Source organism: Streptococcus pluranimalium (assembly GCF_047785705.1).
GTDB classification, from domain to species: Bacteria; Bacillota; Bacilli; order Lactobacillales; family Streptococcaceae; genus Streptococcus; species Streptococcus pluranimalium_A.
Genome location: NZ_JBLOJV010000017.1, coordinates 20,164 through 37,468 on the forward strand (window position 1 = coordinate 20,164; position 17,305 = coordinate 37,468).

General features: G+C 40.7%; 17 protein-coding genes and 1 pseudogene. 17 read left to right on the forward strand and 1 reads right to left on the reverse strand.

Annotated elements, in window-relative coordinates; genetic code table 11:
* Nucleotides 1–90: 90 nt before the first annotated feature.
* Entirely contained in the window at nucleotides 91–1,098 is a 1,008-nt protein-coding gene (ruvB, locus tag ACMZ6Z_RS05580) for a Holliday junction branch migration DNA helicase RuvB (RefSeq protein ID WP_416131619.1), read from the reverse strand.
* Nucleotides 1,099–1,209: 111 nt separating this feature from the next.
* Here ruvB and ACMZ6Z_RS05585 point away from each other — a divergent pair, with 111 nt between their 5' ends.
* The 17 genes and pseudogenes from ACMZ6Z_RS05585 (at nucleotide 1,210) to ACMZ6Z_RS05665 (ending at nucleotide 17,132) form a co-directional block, all read left to right on the forward strand.
* Nucleotides 1,210–1,980, forward strand: a complete 771-nt coding sequence (locus ACMZ6Z_RS05585; RefSeq protein WP_416131620.1) for a TatD family hydrolase — start codon at nucleotides 1,210–1,212, stop codon at nucleotides 1,978–1,980.
* Between the two features lie 4 nt (nucleotides 1,981–1,984).
* On the forward strand, nucleotides 1,985–2,548 hold the full coding sequence (gene rnmV, locus ACMZ6Z_RS05590) for a ribonuclease M5 (protein WP_416131621.1): 564 nt from the start codon (nucleotides 1,985–1,987) through the stop codon (nucleotides 2,546–2,548).
* A pseudogene (locus ACMZ6Z_RS05595) lies at nucleotides 2,538–3,339 on the forward strand (abortive infection family protein). The gene rnmV and the pseudogene ACMZ6Z_RS05595 overlap by 11 nt, the downstream one beginning before the upstream one ends.
* 149 nt (nucleotides 3,340–3,488) lie before the next feature.
* A complete protein-coding gene (locus ACMZ6Z_RS05600; RefSeq protein WP_416131622.1) occupies nucleotides 3,489–3,899 on the forward strand; it encodes a hypothetical protein in 411 nt (136 codons plus the stop codon).
* A gap of 125 nt (nucleotides 3,900–4,024) precedes the next feature.
* The gene (locus tag ACMZ6Z_RS05605) at nucleotides 4,025–4,393 is read left to right on the forward strand and encodes a hypothetical protein (protein ID WP_416131623.1); all 369 of its coding nucleotides are present in this window, start codon (nucleotides 4,025–4,027) and stop codon (nucleotides 4,391–4,393) included.
* On the forward strand, nucleotides 4,386–4,967 hold the full coding sequence (locus ACMZ6Z_RS05610) for a hypothetical protein (protein WP_416131624.1): 582 nt from the start codon (nucleotides 4,386–4,388) through the stop codon (nucleotides 4,965–4,967). The genes ACMZ6Z_RS05605 and ACMZ6Z_RS05610 overlap by 8 nt, the downstream gene beginning before the upstream one ends.
* Nucleotides 4,964–5,839 carry a 16S rRNA (adenine(1518)-N(6)/adenine(1519)-N(6))-dimethyltransferase RsmA gene (rsmA, locus tag ACMZ6Z_RS05615; RefSeq protein WP_416131625.1) on the forward strand — a complete coding sequence of 292 codons (876 nt, stop codon included), beginning with the start codon at nucleotides 4,964–4,966 and terminating at the stop codon, nucleotides 5,837–5,839. The genes ACMZ6Z_RS05610 and rsmA overlap by 4 nt, the downstream gene beginning before the upstream one ends.
* Nucleotides 5,840–6,013: 174 nt before the next feature.
* Nucleotides 6,014–6,859 (forward strand): transporter substrate-binding domain-containing protein, encoded by an 846-nt coding sequence (locus ACMZ6Z_RS05620; protein WP_416131626.1) that lies wholly within the window; start codon nucleotides 6,014–6,016, stop codon nucleotides 6,857–6,859.
* 399 nt (nucleotides 6,860–7,258) lie between these two features.
* Nucleotides 7,259–7,537: a hypothetical protein gene (locus tag ACMZ6Z_RS05625; protein WP_416131627.1), complete on the forward strand. Its 279-nt coding sequence runs from the start codon at nucleotides 7,259–7,261 to the stop codon at nucleotides 7,535–7,537.
* An 82-nt stretch (nucleotides 7,538–7,619) separates the two neighbouring features.
* The gene (gene rsgA, locus ACMZ6Z_RS05630) at nucleotides 7,620–8,492 is read left to right on the forward strand and encodes a ribosome small subunit-dependent GTPase A (protein WP_416131628.1); all 873 of its coding nucleotides are present in this window, start codon (nucleotides 7,620–7,622) and stop codon (nucleotides 8,490–8,492) included.
* 6 nt (nucleotides 8,493–8,498) lie between these two features.
* A complete protein-coding gene (gene rpe, locus ACMZ6Z_RS05635) occupies nucleotides 8,499–9,161 on the forward strand; it encodes a ribulose-phosphate 3-epimerase (RefSeq protein ID WP_416131629.1) in 663 nt (220 codons plus the stop codon).
* Nucleotides 9,154–9,780, forward strand: a complete 627-nt coding sequence (locus tag ACMZ6Z_RS05640) for a thiamine diphosphokinase (protein ID WP_416131630.1) — start codon at nucleotides 9,154–9,156, stop codon at nucleotides 9,778–9,780. Before rpe ends, ACMZ6Z_RS05640 begins: the two co-directional genes overlap by 8 nt.
* A gap of 13 nt (nucleotides 9,781–9,793) precedes the next feature.
* Nucleotides 9,794–11,068, forward strand: a complete 1,275-nt coding sequence (locus tag ACMZ6Z_RS05645; protein WP_416131631.1) for a DNA recombination protein RmuC — start codon at nucleotides 9,794–9,796, stop codon at nucleotides 11,066–11,068.
* On the forward strand, nucleotides 11,058–11,999 hold the full coding sequence (locus tag ACMZ6Z_RS05650; RefSeq protein ID WP_416131632.1) for a 3'-5' exoribonuclease YhaM family protein: 942 nt from the start codon (nucleotides 11,058–11,060) through the stop codon (nucleotides 11,997–11,999). The genes ACMZ6Z_RS05645 and ACMZ6Z_RS05650 overlap by 11 nt, the downstream gene beginning before the upstream one ends.
* A gap of 257 nt (nucleotides 12,000–12,256) precedes the next feature.
* On the forward strand, nucleotides 12,257–13,075 hold the full coding sequence (purR, locus tag ACMZ6Z_RS05655) for a pur operon repressor (RefSeq protein WP_416131633.1): 819 nt from the start codon (nucleotides 12,257–12,259) through the stop codon (nucleotides 13,073–13,075).
* Between the two features lie 149 nt (nucleotides 13,076–13,224).
* On the forward strand, nucleotides 13,225–15,633 hold the full coding sequence (locus ACMZ6Z_RS05660) for an SEC10/PgrA surface exclusion domain-containing protein (RefSeq protein ID WP_416131634.1): 2,409 nt from the start codon (nucleotides 13,225–13,227) through the stop codon (nucleotides 15,631–15,633).
* 119 nt (nucleotides 15,634–15,752) lie between these two features.
* A complete protein-coding gene (locus ACMZ6Z_RS05665; RefSeq protein ID WP_416131635.1) occupies nucleotides 15,753–17,132 on the forward strand; it encodes an IS1182 family transposase in 1,380 nt (459 codons plus the stop codon).
* The last annotated feature ends 173 nt before the right edge of the window (nucleotides 17,133–17,305 follow it).

The following is a 17,305-nucleotide window of genomic DNA, read 5'->3' on the forward strand; positions in this document are numbered from 1 at the left end:
TAATGATAGCACAGGCAGGCAACGCCTTGCTGTGATAGTGAACGGGCTAAGGCTGGGTTATCCCTAAGTCTCTTTGTGGCATTTCTTTTCTTACTTGGATGTGTCGTCAAAGCGTTCGTAACCCAGATGGCTATAAGCCTTGGCTGTAGCGACACGTCCTGTTCGAGTACGCATGAGAAATCCTTTTTGAATCAAGTAAGGCTCGTACATGTCTTCGACGGTTTCACGCTCTTCAGCGATATTGACAGAAAGTGTCCCTAAGCCAACTGGGCCACCATGATAGACTTCGATCATGGTTCGTAGAATTTTTTGGTCGACATAGTCCAATCCTTCAGGGTCAACATCTAGCATGGTTAGCGCCTTATTGGTAATCTGACAATCAATCATGCCATCTCCCATAATTTGGGCGAAGTCTCGAACACGCTTTAAGAGTCGATTGGCGATACGGGGGGTTCCGCGGCTACGTCTTGCCAAGTCAATGGCAGCTTCGTGCGTGATGGTCATCTCAAAAATATCTGCCGTCCGCTCAACAATCTCTGTGAGGTCAGCTAACTCATAATATTCCATGTGTCCGTTTATCCCGAAACGAGCTCGCAAAGGATTTGACAGCATACCTGCTCGGGTGGTCGCACCAATCAGGGTAAAGGGAGGCAAATCCAAGTGGACGCTACGGCTAGTCTCGCCTGCACCGATCATGATGTCAATGTAGAAGTCTTCCATGGCGCTATATAAGACTTCTTCAATCGCCATGGGCATACGATGGATTTCATCAATGAAAAGCACATCTCCAGGCTCTAGTTCGTTGAGAATGGCGACTAAGTCTCCTGCTTTTTCAATGGCAGGCCCAGAGGTTTGCTTGAGGTTAACGCCTAGTTCGTTGGCTATTACAAAAGCCATGGTGGTTTTACCAAGACCTGGAGGTCCAAAGAGCAGGACATGGTCAAGGGCTTCATCACGAAGCTTAGCAGCCTTGATAAAGATTTCTAGCTGCTCCTTGACCTTGTCTTGTCCGATGTATTCTCTAAAATATTGGGGGCGAAGGGTACGTTCTACGAGTGCCTCATCGCCCATTAAATGCTCGTCTACAATTCTTGTCATGACCTTATTTTACCATTAAAAAAGCTGACTAGCAAAGGATGTATCAGGAGATATATTGACCTCGTTAGTCTCTTTAAAACGTTTCATGCTTAGCTGTGTTATAATATTGGTATGGATATTTTTGATACGCATACCCACCTTAATGTGGCGAATTTTACTGAAACAGTCTCTGAAGAATTAGCTTTGGCGCGTGATATGGGTGTTACCAAGCATAATGTGGTTGGATTTGACCGGAAAACTATTGAGAGGGCGTTAGAGCTCGCTGATCAGTATCCGGAAGTTTACTTGACGCTGGGCTGGCACCCGACAGAGGCTGGTTCTTATCATGATGAGGTGGAAGATTACCTCAAAGCTGCTTTGAAGCATCCTAAGGTGCTTGCTCTTGGTGAGATTGGTTTAGACTATCACTGGATGAAGGATCCTAAGGAGACTCAGATAGCTGTTTTTAAGCGTCAGATAGAGCTGTCAAAGGATTTGGATTTGCCCTTTGTGGTCCATACTCGAGACGCACTTGAGGATACTTACCAAGTGATTAAGGAAGCCGGCCTTGGACCACGTGGGGGAATCATGCATTCTTTCTCTGGTTCGCTAGAAGAGGCTCAAAGATTTGTTGATTTAGGCATGATGATTTCATTTTCGGGTGTTGTTACTTTTAAAAAAGCAACCGAACTCCAAGAAGCAGCGCAGCAATTACCATTGGATAAAATTCTTGTCGAAACGGACGCCCCGTACTTAGCTCCTGTACCCAAGCGTGGCAAGGAAAACAAGACAGCCTATACCCGCTATGTGGTTGAAAAAATCGCTGAATTACGAGGTCTTAGTGTGGCAGAAGTCGCTCAAGCAACCACAGCAAATGCCGATCGCATCTTTGGATTGGAATAAGTAGATGGAAAAAATCAAGATACAAGAAGTTCTTGTTGTTGAAGGCAAGGATGATACTGCTAATCTCAAGCGTTTTTATGATGTTGATACTTATGAGACCAGAGGTTCAGCTATTTCTGACGATGATTTGGATCGCATTGAGAGATTGCATGACCTCCGTGGTGTCATCGTCTTCACTGACCCAGATTACAGTGGCGAGCGCATCCGCCGTATCATCATGGATGCCATCCCAACAGTTCGTCACGCCTTTCTCAATCGTGACGAGGCAGCCCCAAAATCCAAAACCAAAGGCCGTTCTCTTGGTGTTGAGCATGCTAGCTTTGAAGACTTAGATAAGGCTCTATCCAAAGTTACCCAGCACTTTGATGACGATCATTTTGATATTACTAAATCGGATTTGTTGCGCCTCGGACTGCTCATGGGAGCTGATAGCCGCCAGCGTCGTGAATATCTAGGAGAAAAACTCCGCATCGGCTATAGCAATGGTAAACAACTCCTTAAGCGTCTGGAACTCTTTGGAATGACATTGGCAGAGGTTGAGGAAGTGATGGGGGAATATGGAAAATAATTTTTTGGCAATTTCGCCTGTTTATAGAATGGAGTTGCTTGAGCAAGTTGAGAAAACGATATGGGAAAAATATTCATCATAATAAAAAAGTTGAACAATATATAAAATTAAATCAAATGTTTTATGATTCCTATAATCCCGACTTTGAAATATATTATTTTACGGAAGTGAATAATCAAGGAAAAATCAATCTTTCTGAAACTTTAGCTAATCTAGCGGTTGAAATACCTGATAAGCTATTGAAAATTGCAATTGATTTAGGAATTGAGACGCCTGACTTCATTCCGTTAATTCCAACTTTTCGAAATAAGCTGAAAAATGACTACAAAAATGCATCAAAAGTTTTTGAAAAAGCTTTTCACAATATTGAAAAAGATCCAGCTGATTCGGTTGGAAATGTTAATTCAGTACTTGAGAGTATAATTAAAGAAATTTTATCTGATGAAAATTTTTCACATATTGAATCTAGTAATAAGACAAGCAAGTATCTTGTGAAAGAAATCATAAAGGTATTTGAATTAAATCCTGACAGTCCTAAAATACCTGGAGAGTTAAGGGTGATTGCAAGTTCGTTGACGACGGTTGCAAAAGCAATTGAAGATTTAAGAAGTGATAAAACATTACATCATGGTCAAGAAACTGGAAAATATCTAATTGATCAACCTTTATATGCTTACTTTGCCGTTAATGCTTGTGCGACAGTTGGTTTATTTTTGATTGATTTTTACGAGAAGAAATTTCCGAAAGTAAATCAGAATTTAGAAATTTTTGATGAAGATTTACCATTCTAAATAGAAAGGAAAACATTACTACTAGGGAAGGTTTTAGTGATTATAGAAGAGAAAGAAACTCCTCAAACACTTAAAAACTTTTGGAGTAAAATTGGTAGAGGTTGAAGTGAAGAGTTTATGAAACATATAGAGTTAATAAGGAGAAATATATGAGTAATTATGATTGGAAAAAATTCACTATCCCTTTGATGTTTGGTGTAGGTATTGACATAATTATTTTAGTATTAAATTGTATTACCAAAGGAGAAAATCTTATTTTTTCTAGTTTGACTCAAGGAGAAGTTTTGACTGGAATAGTCTTAGCTTTCCCAGCATTAATAACTTGGAATATATCGATTAAAGATAGGGTTCAGCTTGAACAAGAAAAAAGTGAAAATGAGACTAAGCAACTTGAAAATAGAACAAGGCAACTAGAAAATGAAAAAAGAAGGATTGCACAACAAGTTTTAGATGTAGTAAAATATTATGATGAGCAGCTATATGAAATTACAAACGAAGTTAGAAAAGACGGGACTTTATCCTCGCAGAAATCTTCCAAAATCGTTTATATAGTGGATTGAAAATAGATTAGGACAACGTATAGAAATAGATAACATTATTAGCGTTTATCAAAATAATTCATCGATGTCTTAATCTTAATTCAAATAACTATATTATAGAGAGTTTCGACAAGCTTTTTAAAGAGTTGAAAACGGATACGAATATACATCTTGATTTTGTCCAACTAATTACAGTAATCTGTGCAGTTCCCTATCCAGATAATTTGGTTGATGAGCCTCAAGATGAACAAGTTATCTCTTGGAAAGAAAATTTAAAAAATGCTTTGACACCTGCGTTGCTCGGTTTGGAAGAAACTAGGAAACTGAAGGCATTAGAATTACCAATAGTAAAATATTTCAGCTTGATAGATTTTAGGGAGAAAAATATAAAAGAATTTTCATTTAAAAATAAATGCTTTGTAGAATGTACATTTTCTAAAGAGAATATTGAAGCTAATGATTTTGTTAATTGTAAATTTATTGATTGCATTATAATGGAGGCTATAAATGATTGATTTATTGAATAAGTTATTTAAAAATAATCAACTGGTAGGTAGAATCAAGTCAGGTAACGAAGAATATACTCTTGAAGATTTGGAAACTGTTCCTGAACGAGTAGATAGTGTAGTGAGTCAGGTAATTGATATTAGGGAGAAAATTGCTGTAGATAACTTCATTGAGGGAGGAAGATATTACAAATTATTAATAGAGGATAGCGATATAAAAAAAAATCAGTTGTATCAAGAAGTTGTGAAACAATTGAGGAAAGAGAATATAAGTTCTTTCGATGAGGGAATGAATAATAAGAAAATTAGTATAAGTAAGAATTATATAAAAGATAGCAACAGAAAAAAGTATCCTAAAGGTGCGCAATGGTCAGGTTGGCATAGCCTTTTTGAGGAAAAATTTGATAGTGCAAATAATTTTAAGCACTATATATTTTGCGTAAGAGGCAATAAGGATTTTTATGCACTTGTATTTACAAAAGAGAATTTGGAAAAGTTTCTTAAAGCAAAGGTTGTTGATGGTGCAGGGAAATATAATTTTTATTTTACAGGTTTCGATATAGATGGAAAGAACCACACATGAGAATTGCAGATTACTCCGTGACGAAGAGCGTTCTTGAACGTCACGGTTTTACCTTTAAGAAATCATTCGGTCAGAACTTTTTGACTGACACTAACATCTTGCAGAAGATTGTTGACACAGCAGAGATTGATGAGAAGGTCAACGTCATCGAAATTGGTCCTGGTATAGGTGCTTTGACTGAGTTCTTGGCGGAGGATGCCGCTGAGGTCATGGCCTTTGAAATCGACGATCGCTTGGTGTCGATTTTGGCTGATACGCTTCGCGATTTTGACAACGTCCAAGTCATCAATCAGGATGTCTTGAAGAGCGACCTGCAGACGGAGATTCAGAAGTTTAAGAATCCCGACCTGCCTATTAAGGTGGTGGCTAATCTCCCTTACTACATCACGACCCCTATCCTCATGCACCTAATCGAGAGCAAGATTCCTTTCACGGAGTTCGTGGTCATGATGCAAAAAGAGGTGGCGGACCGCATTTCCGCCGAGCCAAACACCAAGGCTTACGGCAGCCTCTCGATCGCTGTCCAGTACTATATGACAGCCAAGGTCGCTTTCATCGTGCCTCGCACGGTCTTTGTGCCAGCACCTAACGTTGATTCGGCTATTCTCAAGATGGTTCGTCGGGACAATCCTTTGGTTCAAGTGCAGGATGAGGATTTCTTGTTTGAGGTCTCAAAAGCTAGTTTTGTCCATAGACGAAAGACCCTCTGGAACAACCTGACCAACCGTTTTGGCAAGACAGAAGATGTCAAAGTGAAGTTGGAAGCAGCTTTAGAAAAAGCGACGCTAAGACCAAATCTTCGTGGAGAAGCCCTCTCCATCGCAGACTTTGGCCGTTTAGCGGATGCCCTCAAAGAGGTAGGATTACCCTAATGCCAGTCGCTAGAAGAGCCTAGAGCCAGGGTTTTTGATTGCTGTGATAGCTTTTGCCTATCAGATGATAGTGAATTGCTATAACCAATCGCTAAGCAAAAATCACCTTTAGTGCTATAATAGGGACAAGTATTTTTGAAAGGTTCAAAAATCATGAATTTAAGGAGTTTTAACATGAAATTGAAAAAAATGGTTGCCCTTACTGGTCTTGCTTTGGCATCAGGTCTTGTCTTAGCGGCTTGCTCATCTGATGGGTCAAAAGACAAGTCTGCCAGTGAAACATCAAAAGAAGAGGTTGTGTTTGCAACAGTTGGGACAACAGCACCGTTTTCTTATGAAAAAGAAGGTCAGTTGACAGGTTTTGATGTCGAGCTTGCGCGTGAGATCTTTAAAGATTCGGATAATTACACGGTTAACTTCCAAAAGACAGCTTGGTCGTCCATCTTTACAGGACTTGATGCTGGGAAATACCAAATGAGTGGTAATAACTTGTCATTCTCAGAAGAGCGTGCTGCTAAATACCTCTACTCATACCCAACAGGGACAACCCCTGCAGTCTTGGCAGTTCCTAAAAACAGCGACATCAAATCATACGATGACATCGCTGGACATAGTACTCAAGTAGTCCAAGGAACATCAACAGTGACACAATTAGAAGAATTTAATAAAACACATGCTGATAACCCAGTTGAGTTGAAGTTCTCTAATGAAGACATCACGCAAACCCTTCATGGGCTTAATGATGGCAAAACAGACTTCAAATTGTTTGATGCACCGACGGTTAATGCTATTATTGAATCACAAGGCTTGGATAACTTGAAAACGATTGAAATTGATGCCAAAGTGAAGCCTTACATCTACTTTATCTTTGCTGATGGAAAAGACGATCTTCAAGCATTTGTTAACGACCGTATTAAAGAATTGCAAAAAAATGGTAAGTTGGCAGAGCTTGCTGAAAAATACCTTGGTAGCAAAGACTACATCCCAGAAGCTGATGCTTTGAAAGTACCAGGAAAATAAGCGCTATAAGTGCCTAGACAACCCCCGTAGAATTGAAGGAAACAACCCTTTTGGATTGTTTTCTTCAATTCTTTTTTGGTGGGAAAATCTTGACAACCACGAGAGGCGCAGGGAAGTTATAGTGTATTGAAAATAGATTAGGACAAAGTATATAACAGCTAACATTATTAGCGTTTATCAAAATGATTCATTGATGTCCTAATCTTAATTCAAAAAAATATATTTCCTAGCAAATCCCATGTCAGAGACCTCTCTCTTGTCCCTGGATGAACAAATCATTTTTTTGATCGTCGTTCTGATTTTTTACGAATAAATAGGTAAGAAAAGAATCGAGGATTACTGATGAACCTATTTTTATGTTTGGTATACACTTTAGCGACAGCTTCTTGCTTTATCTTAATGCCTGAAACTTACCGAAAAGGAGGCTGGGTAAGGCGTTTTAAGTTTGTCTACCTTTGGGCTTTGCTGTTATTGCCCTTAGCTCATTTGTTGGCTGCCGACTACCTTTGCCAACTCTTACGTTTTTTAGCCATCCTAGGCGCTTTTGTGGTGCTTTGTCACGTGTCTTATCAGAGAATCAGTAAGGCCAAAAAACTCTGTGTGTGTTGCCTTTATATGGGATTGTTTGTGCAACTTTTGACCTTACTAACAACTCAAATCAGCAGTCTCCTGTCTTAAAACATAGAAAAAACCATTCGTTGCTGATGAATGACAAGAATTCTGATATAATAAGCATATCTTGAATTACTGAGGAGTTCGTTTGCAAGGAAGAATTATTAAGGCTTTAGCTGGTTTTTATTATGTTGAGTCTGATGGGAAAGTCTATCAGACAAGGGCTAGGGGAAACTTTAGAAAAAAAGGTCAAACACCCTATGTAGGTGATTTTGTGGAGTTTTCAGCAGAAGATCATTCAGAAGGGTATCTGTTGAGGATTCATGACCGTCACAATAGTCTGGTTCGCCCGCCCATTGTCAATATTGACCAAGCTGTGGTTATTATGTCCGCTAAAGAGCCTGACTTTAATGCTAACTTATTAGATCGTTTCCTGGTTCTTTTGGAAAACAAATCCATAGAGCCAGTTGTTTACATCTCCAAGATGGACTTGCTGACAGATCAGCAAGCGATGGCTATGATCGCCCAGCGATATCGTCAGATTGGCTATGAGGTGATCTTATCGCCAGAAGACCTGCTGCCTTTGTTGAAAGATAAGGTGACGGTCTTTATGGGGCAGACAGGGGTTGGGAAATCCACCTTGCTCAATAAGATTGCACCAGAGTTAGCTTTGGAAACAGGAGCGATTTCAGATAGCCTGGGTAGGGGGCGGCATACGACACGTGCGGTTAGCTTTTACAATGTGCATGGCGGGAAAATCGCCGACACTCCAGGGTTTTCATCTTTGGATTACGATGTTCAGACGGCTGAAGACCTGAGTGAGTCTTTCCCTGAAATACGCAAGGCCAGTCATGATTGCAAATTTCGTTCTTGCAGTCATACCCATGAACCCTCCTGTGGGGTTAAGCAGGCCCTAGAGGACGACGTTATTTGGCAGTCACGCTATGATAATTACCTCCAACTTCTTAGTGAAATCGACAATCGTCGTGAAACGTATGCCAAGGTCATCAAAAGAAAGTAGGTCATCATGTCACATCATATCATCGCCCCTTCTATTTTAGCAGCTGACTATGCTCACTTTGCTCAAGAACTCAAGCGTATCGAGGAGACCAGTGCGCAGTATGTTCATATTGATATTATGGATGGTCAATTTGTGCCCAATATCAGTTTTGGTGCAGATGTAGTCGCTAGTATGCGTAAGCACAGTAAGTTAGTGTTTGATGTTCATCTGATGGTTGCTAATCCTGAGCGATTTGTAGATGCTTATGCTCAAGCAGGTGCAGATATCATGACGATCCATACCGAAAGCACGCTGCATATCCACGGAGCTCTCCAAAAGATTAAGGCAGCGGGGATGAAGGCAGGTGTTGTGATCAATCCTGGCACGCCAGTTGATAGCTTGATACCTGTTTTGGCCTTGGTGGATCAGGTGCTTATCATGACCGTCAATCCAGGCTTTGGAGGTCAAGCTTTTATTCCTGAGTGTCTGGAAAAAGTGAGTCAGGTTGCTCAATTACGTGATCAAAAAGGGTTACGTTTTGACATTGAGGTAGATGGTGGTGTTGATAATCAAACAATTAAGGCTTGTGCTGATGCAGGCGCTAATGTCTTTGTCGCAGGATCTTACCTCTTCAAATCACAAGACTTGGTATCACAGGTAGAGACCTTACGTGTGGCTTTAAATGATTAGAGCAGCATTGATGGCAGGTGGTGATTATAGCCCACCACGTGGCGATTTTGATATTTATATTGGTATTGATCGAGGGGCTTTGAAACTCTTAGAGGAAGGTTGGCAGCTGGATTGGGCAGTTGGAGATTTTGACTCAATCTCTGATGCTGAGTTTGAGACCATCAAGCATTCTGGAGCAACGCTCTATTCATCATCTGCTGAGAAGGATGATACAGACACAGAGTTGGCTTTGAAGCACCTATTTGCCCAGTATCCTCAAGCAGAGGCGACTCTTTTTGGTGTTTTTGGCGGTCGCATGGACCATCTTTTGTCCAATGTCTTTCTGCCGAGTGATCCAGAACTTGCCCCTTTCATGAGTCAAATTCATCTGGCAGATGAGACCAACTACATTTCTTATTTGCCGCAAGGTAAGCATACGTTTCAGGCACAGTCAGAAATGACTTATCTGGCATTTATGACTGATGATGAGGCGGTTTTGACGATCCTTGGTGCCAAGTACGATTTAACAGCGGCGAATTATTTTAAGAAAAAAATCTACTCGAGTAATGAATCGATAGGTCAGCCGATCACAGTAGTAATTCCTAGTGGCTATGTGGTTGTCATCGAGAGTAAGGATTAGAAAAGGAGTTAAGGTGGGAGATTTAGTTATCCTATTGGTATTAACTGGACTGGGCTTGCTTTTCTTTGTCGTGATAAGGCTTGTCAGATTAGCATCTATGCTTAAAGATCAGTTGGAACATCATGCTGATAACTTATCTGATCAGATAAGTTATCAGCTCACGACTTCTGCTAATGAGCAACGCTTGTCTTTAAATCATGACTTAAGTCGTGCGCAATCAGAGGTCTATCAGCAATTAGCGGATATCCGTGATGTTCTTCATCAGAATTTGTCAGATAGTCGTGATCGATCGGACCAGCGGCTGGAAGTAATCAGCCAGCAGTTGACCAGTGCTGTCAAGGACATGCAGGCATCTAATGAAAAGCGTTTGGAGCAGATGCGTCTAACGGTCGAGGAAAAGCTTGAGCAGACCTTGCAAAATCGTCTAAAGGCCTCTTTTGATAGTGTTTCCAAGCAGTTAGAATCCGTCAATCAAGGTCTCGGTGAGATGAAGTCTATCGCTCAAGATGTCGGCACTCTTAACAAGGTCTTATCAAACACCAAGACAAGAGGCATACTTGGTGAGCTGCAATTGGGACAGATTATTGAGGATATCTTAACGGAAAACCAATATGAGCGAGAGTTTGCGACGATATCTGGCTCTTTAGAGCGTGTTGAGTATGCCATCAAGCTACCTGGCAGAGGCCAAGGAGACTATGTCTACCTTCCTGTTGACTCCAAGTTTCCTTTGGAGGATTATTATCGGCTTGAGGAGGCTTATGAGAAAGGGGATAAGGCGGACATTGAGCGTCATCGTAAGGCCTTGTTGCTCAGTATCAAGCGTTTCGCAAAATCGATTTATACCAAGTACGTCAAGCCACCTGAAACCACCAATTTTGGTATTTTGTTTTTACCTACAGAAGGGCTTTATGCCGAGGTGGTCCGTCAGTCAGCCTTTTTTGACAGTTTAAGGCGAGAGGAGCAGATTGTGATTGCTGGACCATCAACCCTGTCAGCTATTTTAAATTCGCTGTCAGTTGGTTTTAGAACCTTGAATATCCAAAAAAACGCTGATGATATTAGCAAAGTTTTGGGGAATGTTAAGTTAGAATTTGATAAATTTGGCGACATGTTAATCAAGGCTCAAAAACAGTTATCAACAGCCAGTAAGACAGTTGATAGCCTCTTAACAACCAGAACGCATTCGATTCGTCGTGCATTGCAAACCATTGAAACCTATCAAGATAGTGCGACAGCCAATCTTTTGGCAGTTACACCTTTAGAAGATGAGGACTCTTATGAAAATTAACCAAATGAAAAAAGATGAACCTTTCCAAGGCTTCTATCTCATCAAGAAAGCAGAATTACGCAAGACAAGGGCAGGAAAAGACTTTCTCGCAATGACTTTTCAGGATGACTCGGGAGAAATTTCTGGCAATCTTTGGGATGCACAGGCTCATAATGTTGAAACCTTTACGGCAGGGACGGTTGTTCACATGGAGGGGCGCCGTGAGGTTTATAACAATACCCCTCAAGTCAATCAGATTAGCTTACGTTTGCCAGTCGTCGGAGAGCCTAGCGATCCAGCAGACTTTAAAGAAAAACCACCAGTAGACGTGTCTGATATCAAGGAATACCTTGAGCAAATGGTGTTTAAGATTGAAAATGCGACTTGGCAGCGCATTGTACGGGCTCTTTATCGTAAGTATCATCAGGAATTTTTCCTTTATCCAGCCGCTAAAACAAATCACCATGCCTTTGAATCAGGTCTAGCCTATCACACTGCGACCATGGTTCGTTTAGCGGATGCTATTGGTGATATTTACCCTGAATTAAATAAAAGTCTCTTGTTTGCAGGGATTATGCTCCATGATTTGGCAAAAGTTATTGAACTCTCTGGTCCAGAGCAGACAGAGTATACCTTACGTGGTAACCTGATTGGGCATATTGCCTTGATTGATGAAGAAATAACTAAGGTCATTTCCGAATTAAACATTGACGATACCAAGGAAGAAGTGACCGTTTTACGCCATGTTGTTCTAAGTCATCACGGTCTTTTAGAGTATGGGAGCCCTGTTCGTCCCAAAATCATGGAAGCTGAAATGCTTCACATGATTGATAACATTGATGCTGAGATGATGATGATGCTAACGGCACTTGGTCGCGTCGATGAAGGGGAGATGACAGCACGCCTGTTTGCCCTGGATAATCGGTCATTTTACAAACCTAAGAGCAAATAAAACCTAAAAAGCGAGCCGACTCAGTGAAACGTTCGCTTTTTATGTCTTTTGTGTTATAATAACTAAAACATCAGTGACAGCACCCATTAAAAACCCAAAATTCTGACGTGATTTGCTTGGTAAATATCAGCATCTTTATTTTAGGATTTTGGTTGGGTAGAAGCTATAGATGACTGAATGGGCTTGCTTTATTGATATCATCAAAGCTAGAGTGTTTAGCCGACTGTTTAGTCATACCGTTTTAAGAGGAGAAAAGCATGAAATTAAGGCGTAGCGAACGTATGGTGGTGATTTCAAACTACCTGATTAACAATCCTTATCAACTAACCAACTTGCATACTTTTGCGAGCAAATATGAGGCTGCTAAATCATCCATTTCAGAAGATATTGCCATCATTAAGAAGGCTTTTGAAGAAAATCATATCGGAGAAATTGAGACGGTTACAGGTGCCAGCGGCGGTGTGATTTTTAGGCCTAGTATTTCCAGAGATGAGGCGCTTATGATTGCCAAGTCACTTTGCGATAAGCTCTCTGAAAGTGATCGTATCTTACCTGGTGGTTATTTGTATTTGACCGATCTTTTGAGCACACCAACGATTCTTCAAAATGTTGGGCGGGTTATTGCCAATGCTTTTAAAGGCGAAACGATTGATGCGGTTATGACGGTTGCAACCAAGGGTGTTCCTTTAGCCAATGCGGTCGCTAATATTCTGAACGTCCCCTTTGTCATTGTTCGTCGCGATTTAAAAATCACCGAAGGATCGACCGTTTCAGTGAATTATGTGAGTGGTTCCTCAGATCGTATTGAAAAAATGTTTTTGTCAAAACGTAGCTTAAAACCTGGAAGTCGTGTCCTTATTGTGGATGATTTTTTAAAGGGTGGTGGTACGATTACAGGCATGATGGCCTTATTACATGAGTTTGGTAGCGAGTTAGTCGGTGTTGCTGTATTTGCTGAAAATGCACGAACTAAAAAGATGGATATTTCTTATCAGTCGCTGCTTAGAGTCTTAGAGTTAGATGTCAAAAATAGCCACGTCACAGTTGAGATAGGCAGTCTCTTGAAAAATGACTAAAAAACCAAAAAACCAAATCATTAAAATAATACCATTTTGTTACAAAAATGAAATATTAGTATGTTAAAATAAGTAAACTAGTCGAAGTGTATCGCAAACCAATTGCTAAACTCTACTAGCACTAAAGAAAAAAGAGTGAGTGTAAGATTATGTTGAAACAATTAAAATTAGTAAAGCATCATTCAGGAAAGTTAGCAGCAACCTCAACGCTTGCTTTATTAGGACTTGGTTTAGCCAATCAAGGTGTACAAGCGGATGAATTAACGCCTTCCCAACCATTAAGTCCAGCAGCTTCAACTGCTACCAAAGCTAATACGGCACCAAATACAATCGCTGGTGCTAACGCAGCAGTGGCTAATGCACAGGCACAAGCTAACCGTACCGCTGTTGTGTTATCTGCTAGAGAAGGCGATGTTTCGTCACAATTAAAAGTAGTAGAGGTAGCGACATCAGAAACGTCTAAACTACAAGCGGATCTTGCTAGCGCTGTCTCAGAACATTCTGAGGCTGTGATGATTAAATCACAAGCAACTCCAGAGTTTCTTTCTGCGACAACATCAGAAATCGCTTCTGCGACGTCAGCATTAGCGTCCGAAACAGCAACAGCTGCTGTGGATCAGTCAGCAGTTGATTCTCAATCAGTAGTTGTCGCTTCAGCGAGCGCTACAGCTTCTGCAGCCAATGTGGCCTCATCAGAAGCTGCTACAAAGCTTGATGAGTTGACATCGCTTGTTGAAGCACCTGGAAAAATCGCTCAAGATCTAGTTTCAGAGAAAGTAAACCTTGCTCGTCTTGAACAGGAGATTTCTGTTGCAGAAGGGGAAGTATCCTCAGCGACAACAGCAGCCATAGCAACTGTTAGTAAACAACTTGAAGCGAAAGTTGCAGAATTGTCAGCTAAGCAAGCTGAGTTATCAGCTCTGAAGTTAGCAAATCCATCTAGCACATCGACACCATCAAAAGATAGTATTGTTGGCGAAAACAAAATCACTCTGCCTAGCACTTACAAATCACAAGTGTTGCCGGCTTTGACAGCTATTGAAAATGGTGGTTGGACATTTTCAGATGGTTACAATGCGGCTGTTGCCCAATATGCTAATCAAATTGAAGCTGGTGCTCAAGCAGGATCTTACGGTAGCTTTTCTGCTTTAAATTCTTATAAATCGATTGCTGCTGATGCAGGACGTACTATTGATCCAAATAATCTATCGGAAGCTGTTCAAAATGAAGTGGCACAATTCGTAGAAGCTATTTTAAACGGAGTTCGTGGAGAGTTAGGCTTGGCAGCGGTAACTGTCACAAAAACAGTTCAAGAAATGGCGGCAGCCATTGCAACAGAATATCGCAGGGCAGGTTTTGGGACCTTAAACAATCCCCACAGTTCAACCATTATTGGTAAGGCTGCATCATCAGTTGGTTTGAAGCCAAATGATAACCGTGGCTATGAATCTCTAGGTTTCTTTGGCAAACCAACGACAGTTGATCAACTGAAAGCATCATTCTACAATGGCATTGTTTACATGCTCTTTAACGATGGTGGTTCTAAGTATGGACATACGATTAGTTTGCTTCAAAATTCAAATAAAGGCCCATACTATCTAGGTATTTCAGCAACATCAAACGCTCAACATATTTACATGGTTCCGTCAGCTAATATTGCCAATCCAGCTAAATTTAGCACTAAATCCATTTCTGGGACGACAACGTCAGTGGATAACTCAGCGAAAATCAAAGCTGTTGAGTTAGCTATGAAGACTCTTGAAGCTGAAATTGCAGCTTTAAAATCAAACAATACAGACGTCTCAAATGTTGGATCTGTTGTTAGAGCTAAAGAAAAATTAGCGAACCTTAAAGCTCAACTGTCAACATCACGCGAAAATGTTACTAAATTAACAGCTTTAGCTACTAAATTAACCGCTAATAAATCACAATTAGCTAAAGATTTAGAAGATGCCAAGCAGGCTAATGCTAGACGCCTTCAAGAAAAAATTGACGCTCAAGATAAGCTAACAAAAGAACTTAAAAAATTACAAGAACTTAAAGCAACTAGCGATGCTTCTGCAGTTAAGGTGAACGCTTTGAAAGCTCGTGTTGTAACCTTGCAAGGACTGTTAGAAAAAGCTAATGATCCTAAACTTCTTGAAAAAGCAGACGAAAAATTAAGAAAAGCTACTTCAGCATTGGAATCGGCTAAAGCCAAGCTTGCAACTGAGGTGAAAACACTTGAATTATTGAAAGCTAAACGAAATGTCGCTCTTAAAGGACATGCAGCAGCTCAAGCTAGTCTAGAACAATCAAAAGCTCATTTGGCAACTCTTGTGGCTAAATCACCGTCAACAAATCAGGAAAATCAGGTGGTTTCTTTGTCTCACAAACCATCTTTACAAACGCAATCATCAGTTTCAACGGTTTCTGAAAAGAGCAATCCAATCAAGAAAACCAAATCAACTGAAACACTTCCTAAAACAGGTGAAGCATCAGAAACACTTACCATGGTAGCCGCAGCGACAATGGTAAGCCTTGCAGCTTTGGCTCTCTCTAAAAAACGTTATCACTAATCATAAAAAGACCCCTTTGGGTCTCAGACTGAAGACAAAGTCTCTAGGATTGATTTTCTAGGGGCTTTTTAGTGTTTTTAGGAGTATAATATAAAGAAAAGGACTTGTGAGGTCTCCTTATGTTTCACAAAGAAAAGCCAGACTACAACCGGAACCAGTATGGGTTCTATACCCTTGATCAACTTGTACCAGAAGATCACTTTCTTCGTCAAGTGGATAAACTCGTGGATTTTGACTTTATCTATCATCTAGTGGAAGATACCTATTCATCTGATACTGGTCGTCCTAGTCTTGATCCTGTAATGTTGGTTAAACTCCCTCTGATTCAGTGTTTCTATGGTATTCGCTCTATGCGTCAGACCATCAAAGAGATTGAAGTGAACACTGCTTATCGCTGGTTTCTTGGTTTGACTTTGGATGACAAGGTGCCACATTTCACGACGTATGGGAAGAATTATAGCCGTCGTTTTCAAGATAAACAAGTGATTTCTGAGATTTTCAGCTATGTGCTCACCCAAGCACTAAGTGCTGACTTGATTAACTCGGATGAGATCTTTGTGGATGGGACTCACATCAAAGCTGCCGCAAACAACCATAAGTGCCGCAAAGAATTGATTGAGCAACAAGCTAAGTTTATGAGTGACCAACTTAACATTGAGATTGACTTGGATAGGAAAAAGCACGCAAAAAAGTCGCTAAAGCGCGCCAGAGAAAGCGAGGCTAAAGAAAAGAAAATCTCGACAACAGACCCAGAAAGTGGCTGGTTTCATAAAGGAGAGCACAAGGAAGTGTTCGCCTATTCTGCCCAAGTGGCCTGTGACAAATATGGCTGGGCGTTGGCCTATAGTATTGAGGCTGGGAATGTTCACGACAGTCAGGCTTTTCCTGCACTTTTTGCCAAGCTTGAACCCTTTCACCCTCAATTTATTATCGCTGACTCTGGCTATAAGACGCCAAGCATCGCCAAGTTTTTGTTAGACAAGAACATCACGCCAGTTTTCCCTTACACGAGACCTAGAGGCAAGAAAGGCAAGTTAAGACCGAAAGATTTTGTTTACGATGACCATTTCGATTGCTATCTTTGTCCTGAACATCAGGTGTTGACGTATCGTACCACGACTAGAGAAGGTTATCGTGAGTACAAGAGTGACCCTAGCATCTGCGTTGCTTGTCCCTTATTAAATGTCTGTACCGAAAGCAAAAACCACCAGAAAGTGGTCACTCGTCATATTTGGAAGGATTATTTGGAGATTTGTGAGGCTATTCGACACCAAAGAGGCATGAAGGAACGTTATCAAAAACGCAAAGAGAGCATTGAGCGACTCTTTGGGACGGCTAAGGAGTACCACAACCTCAGATATACAAGAGAGAAAGGCAAGTCCAAAATGGAGGATAGGGTTGGACTGACTTTGGCGTGCTTAAATCTTAAAAAACTGGTTAAAATGATGGCAGGGATGCCTTCTTATGTTGTTCAAATCAGACGATTTGGTCAAAAATGAGTTATTTCCTCGCTGGAATAGGTAAAAAGACAAACACCAATATGATGTTTGTCTTCAGTCTGAGACCCCTTTGGGTCTTTTTAAGTATTGTTATAATGAGCTTTTGAGAAAAATGTACCTTTGTCAATGATGTGAGACCAAAAAGTTTGTTTTGAAGCATCCCATATGTTATA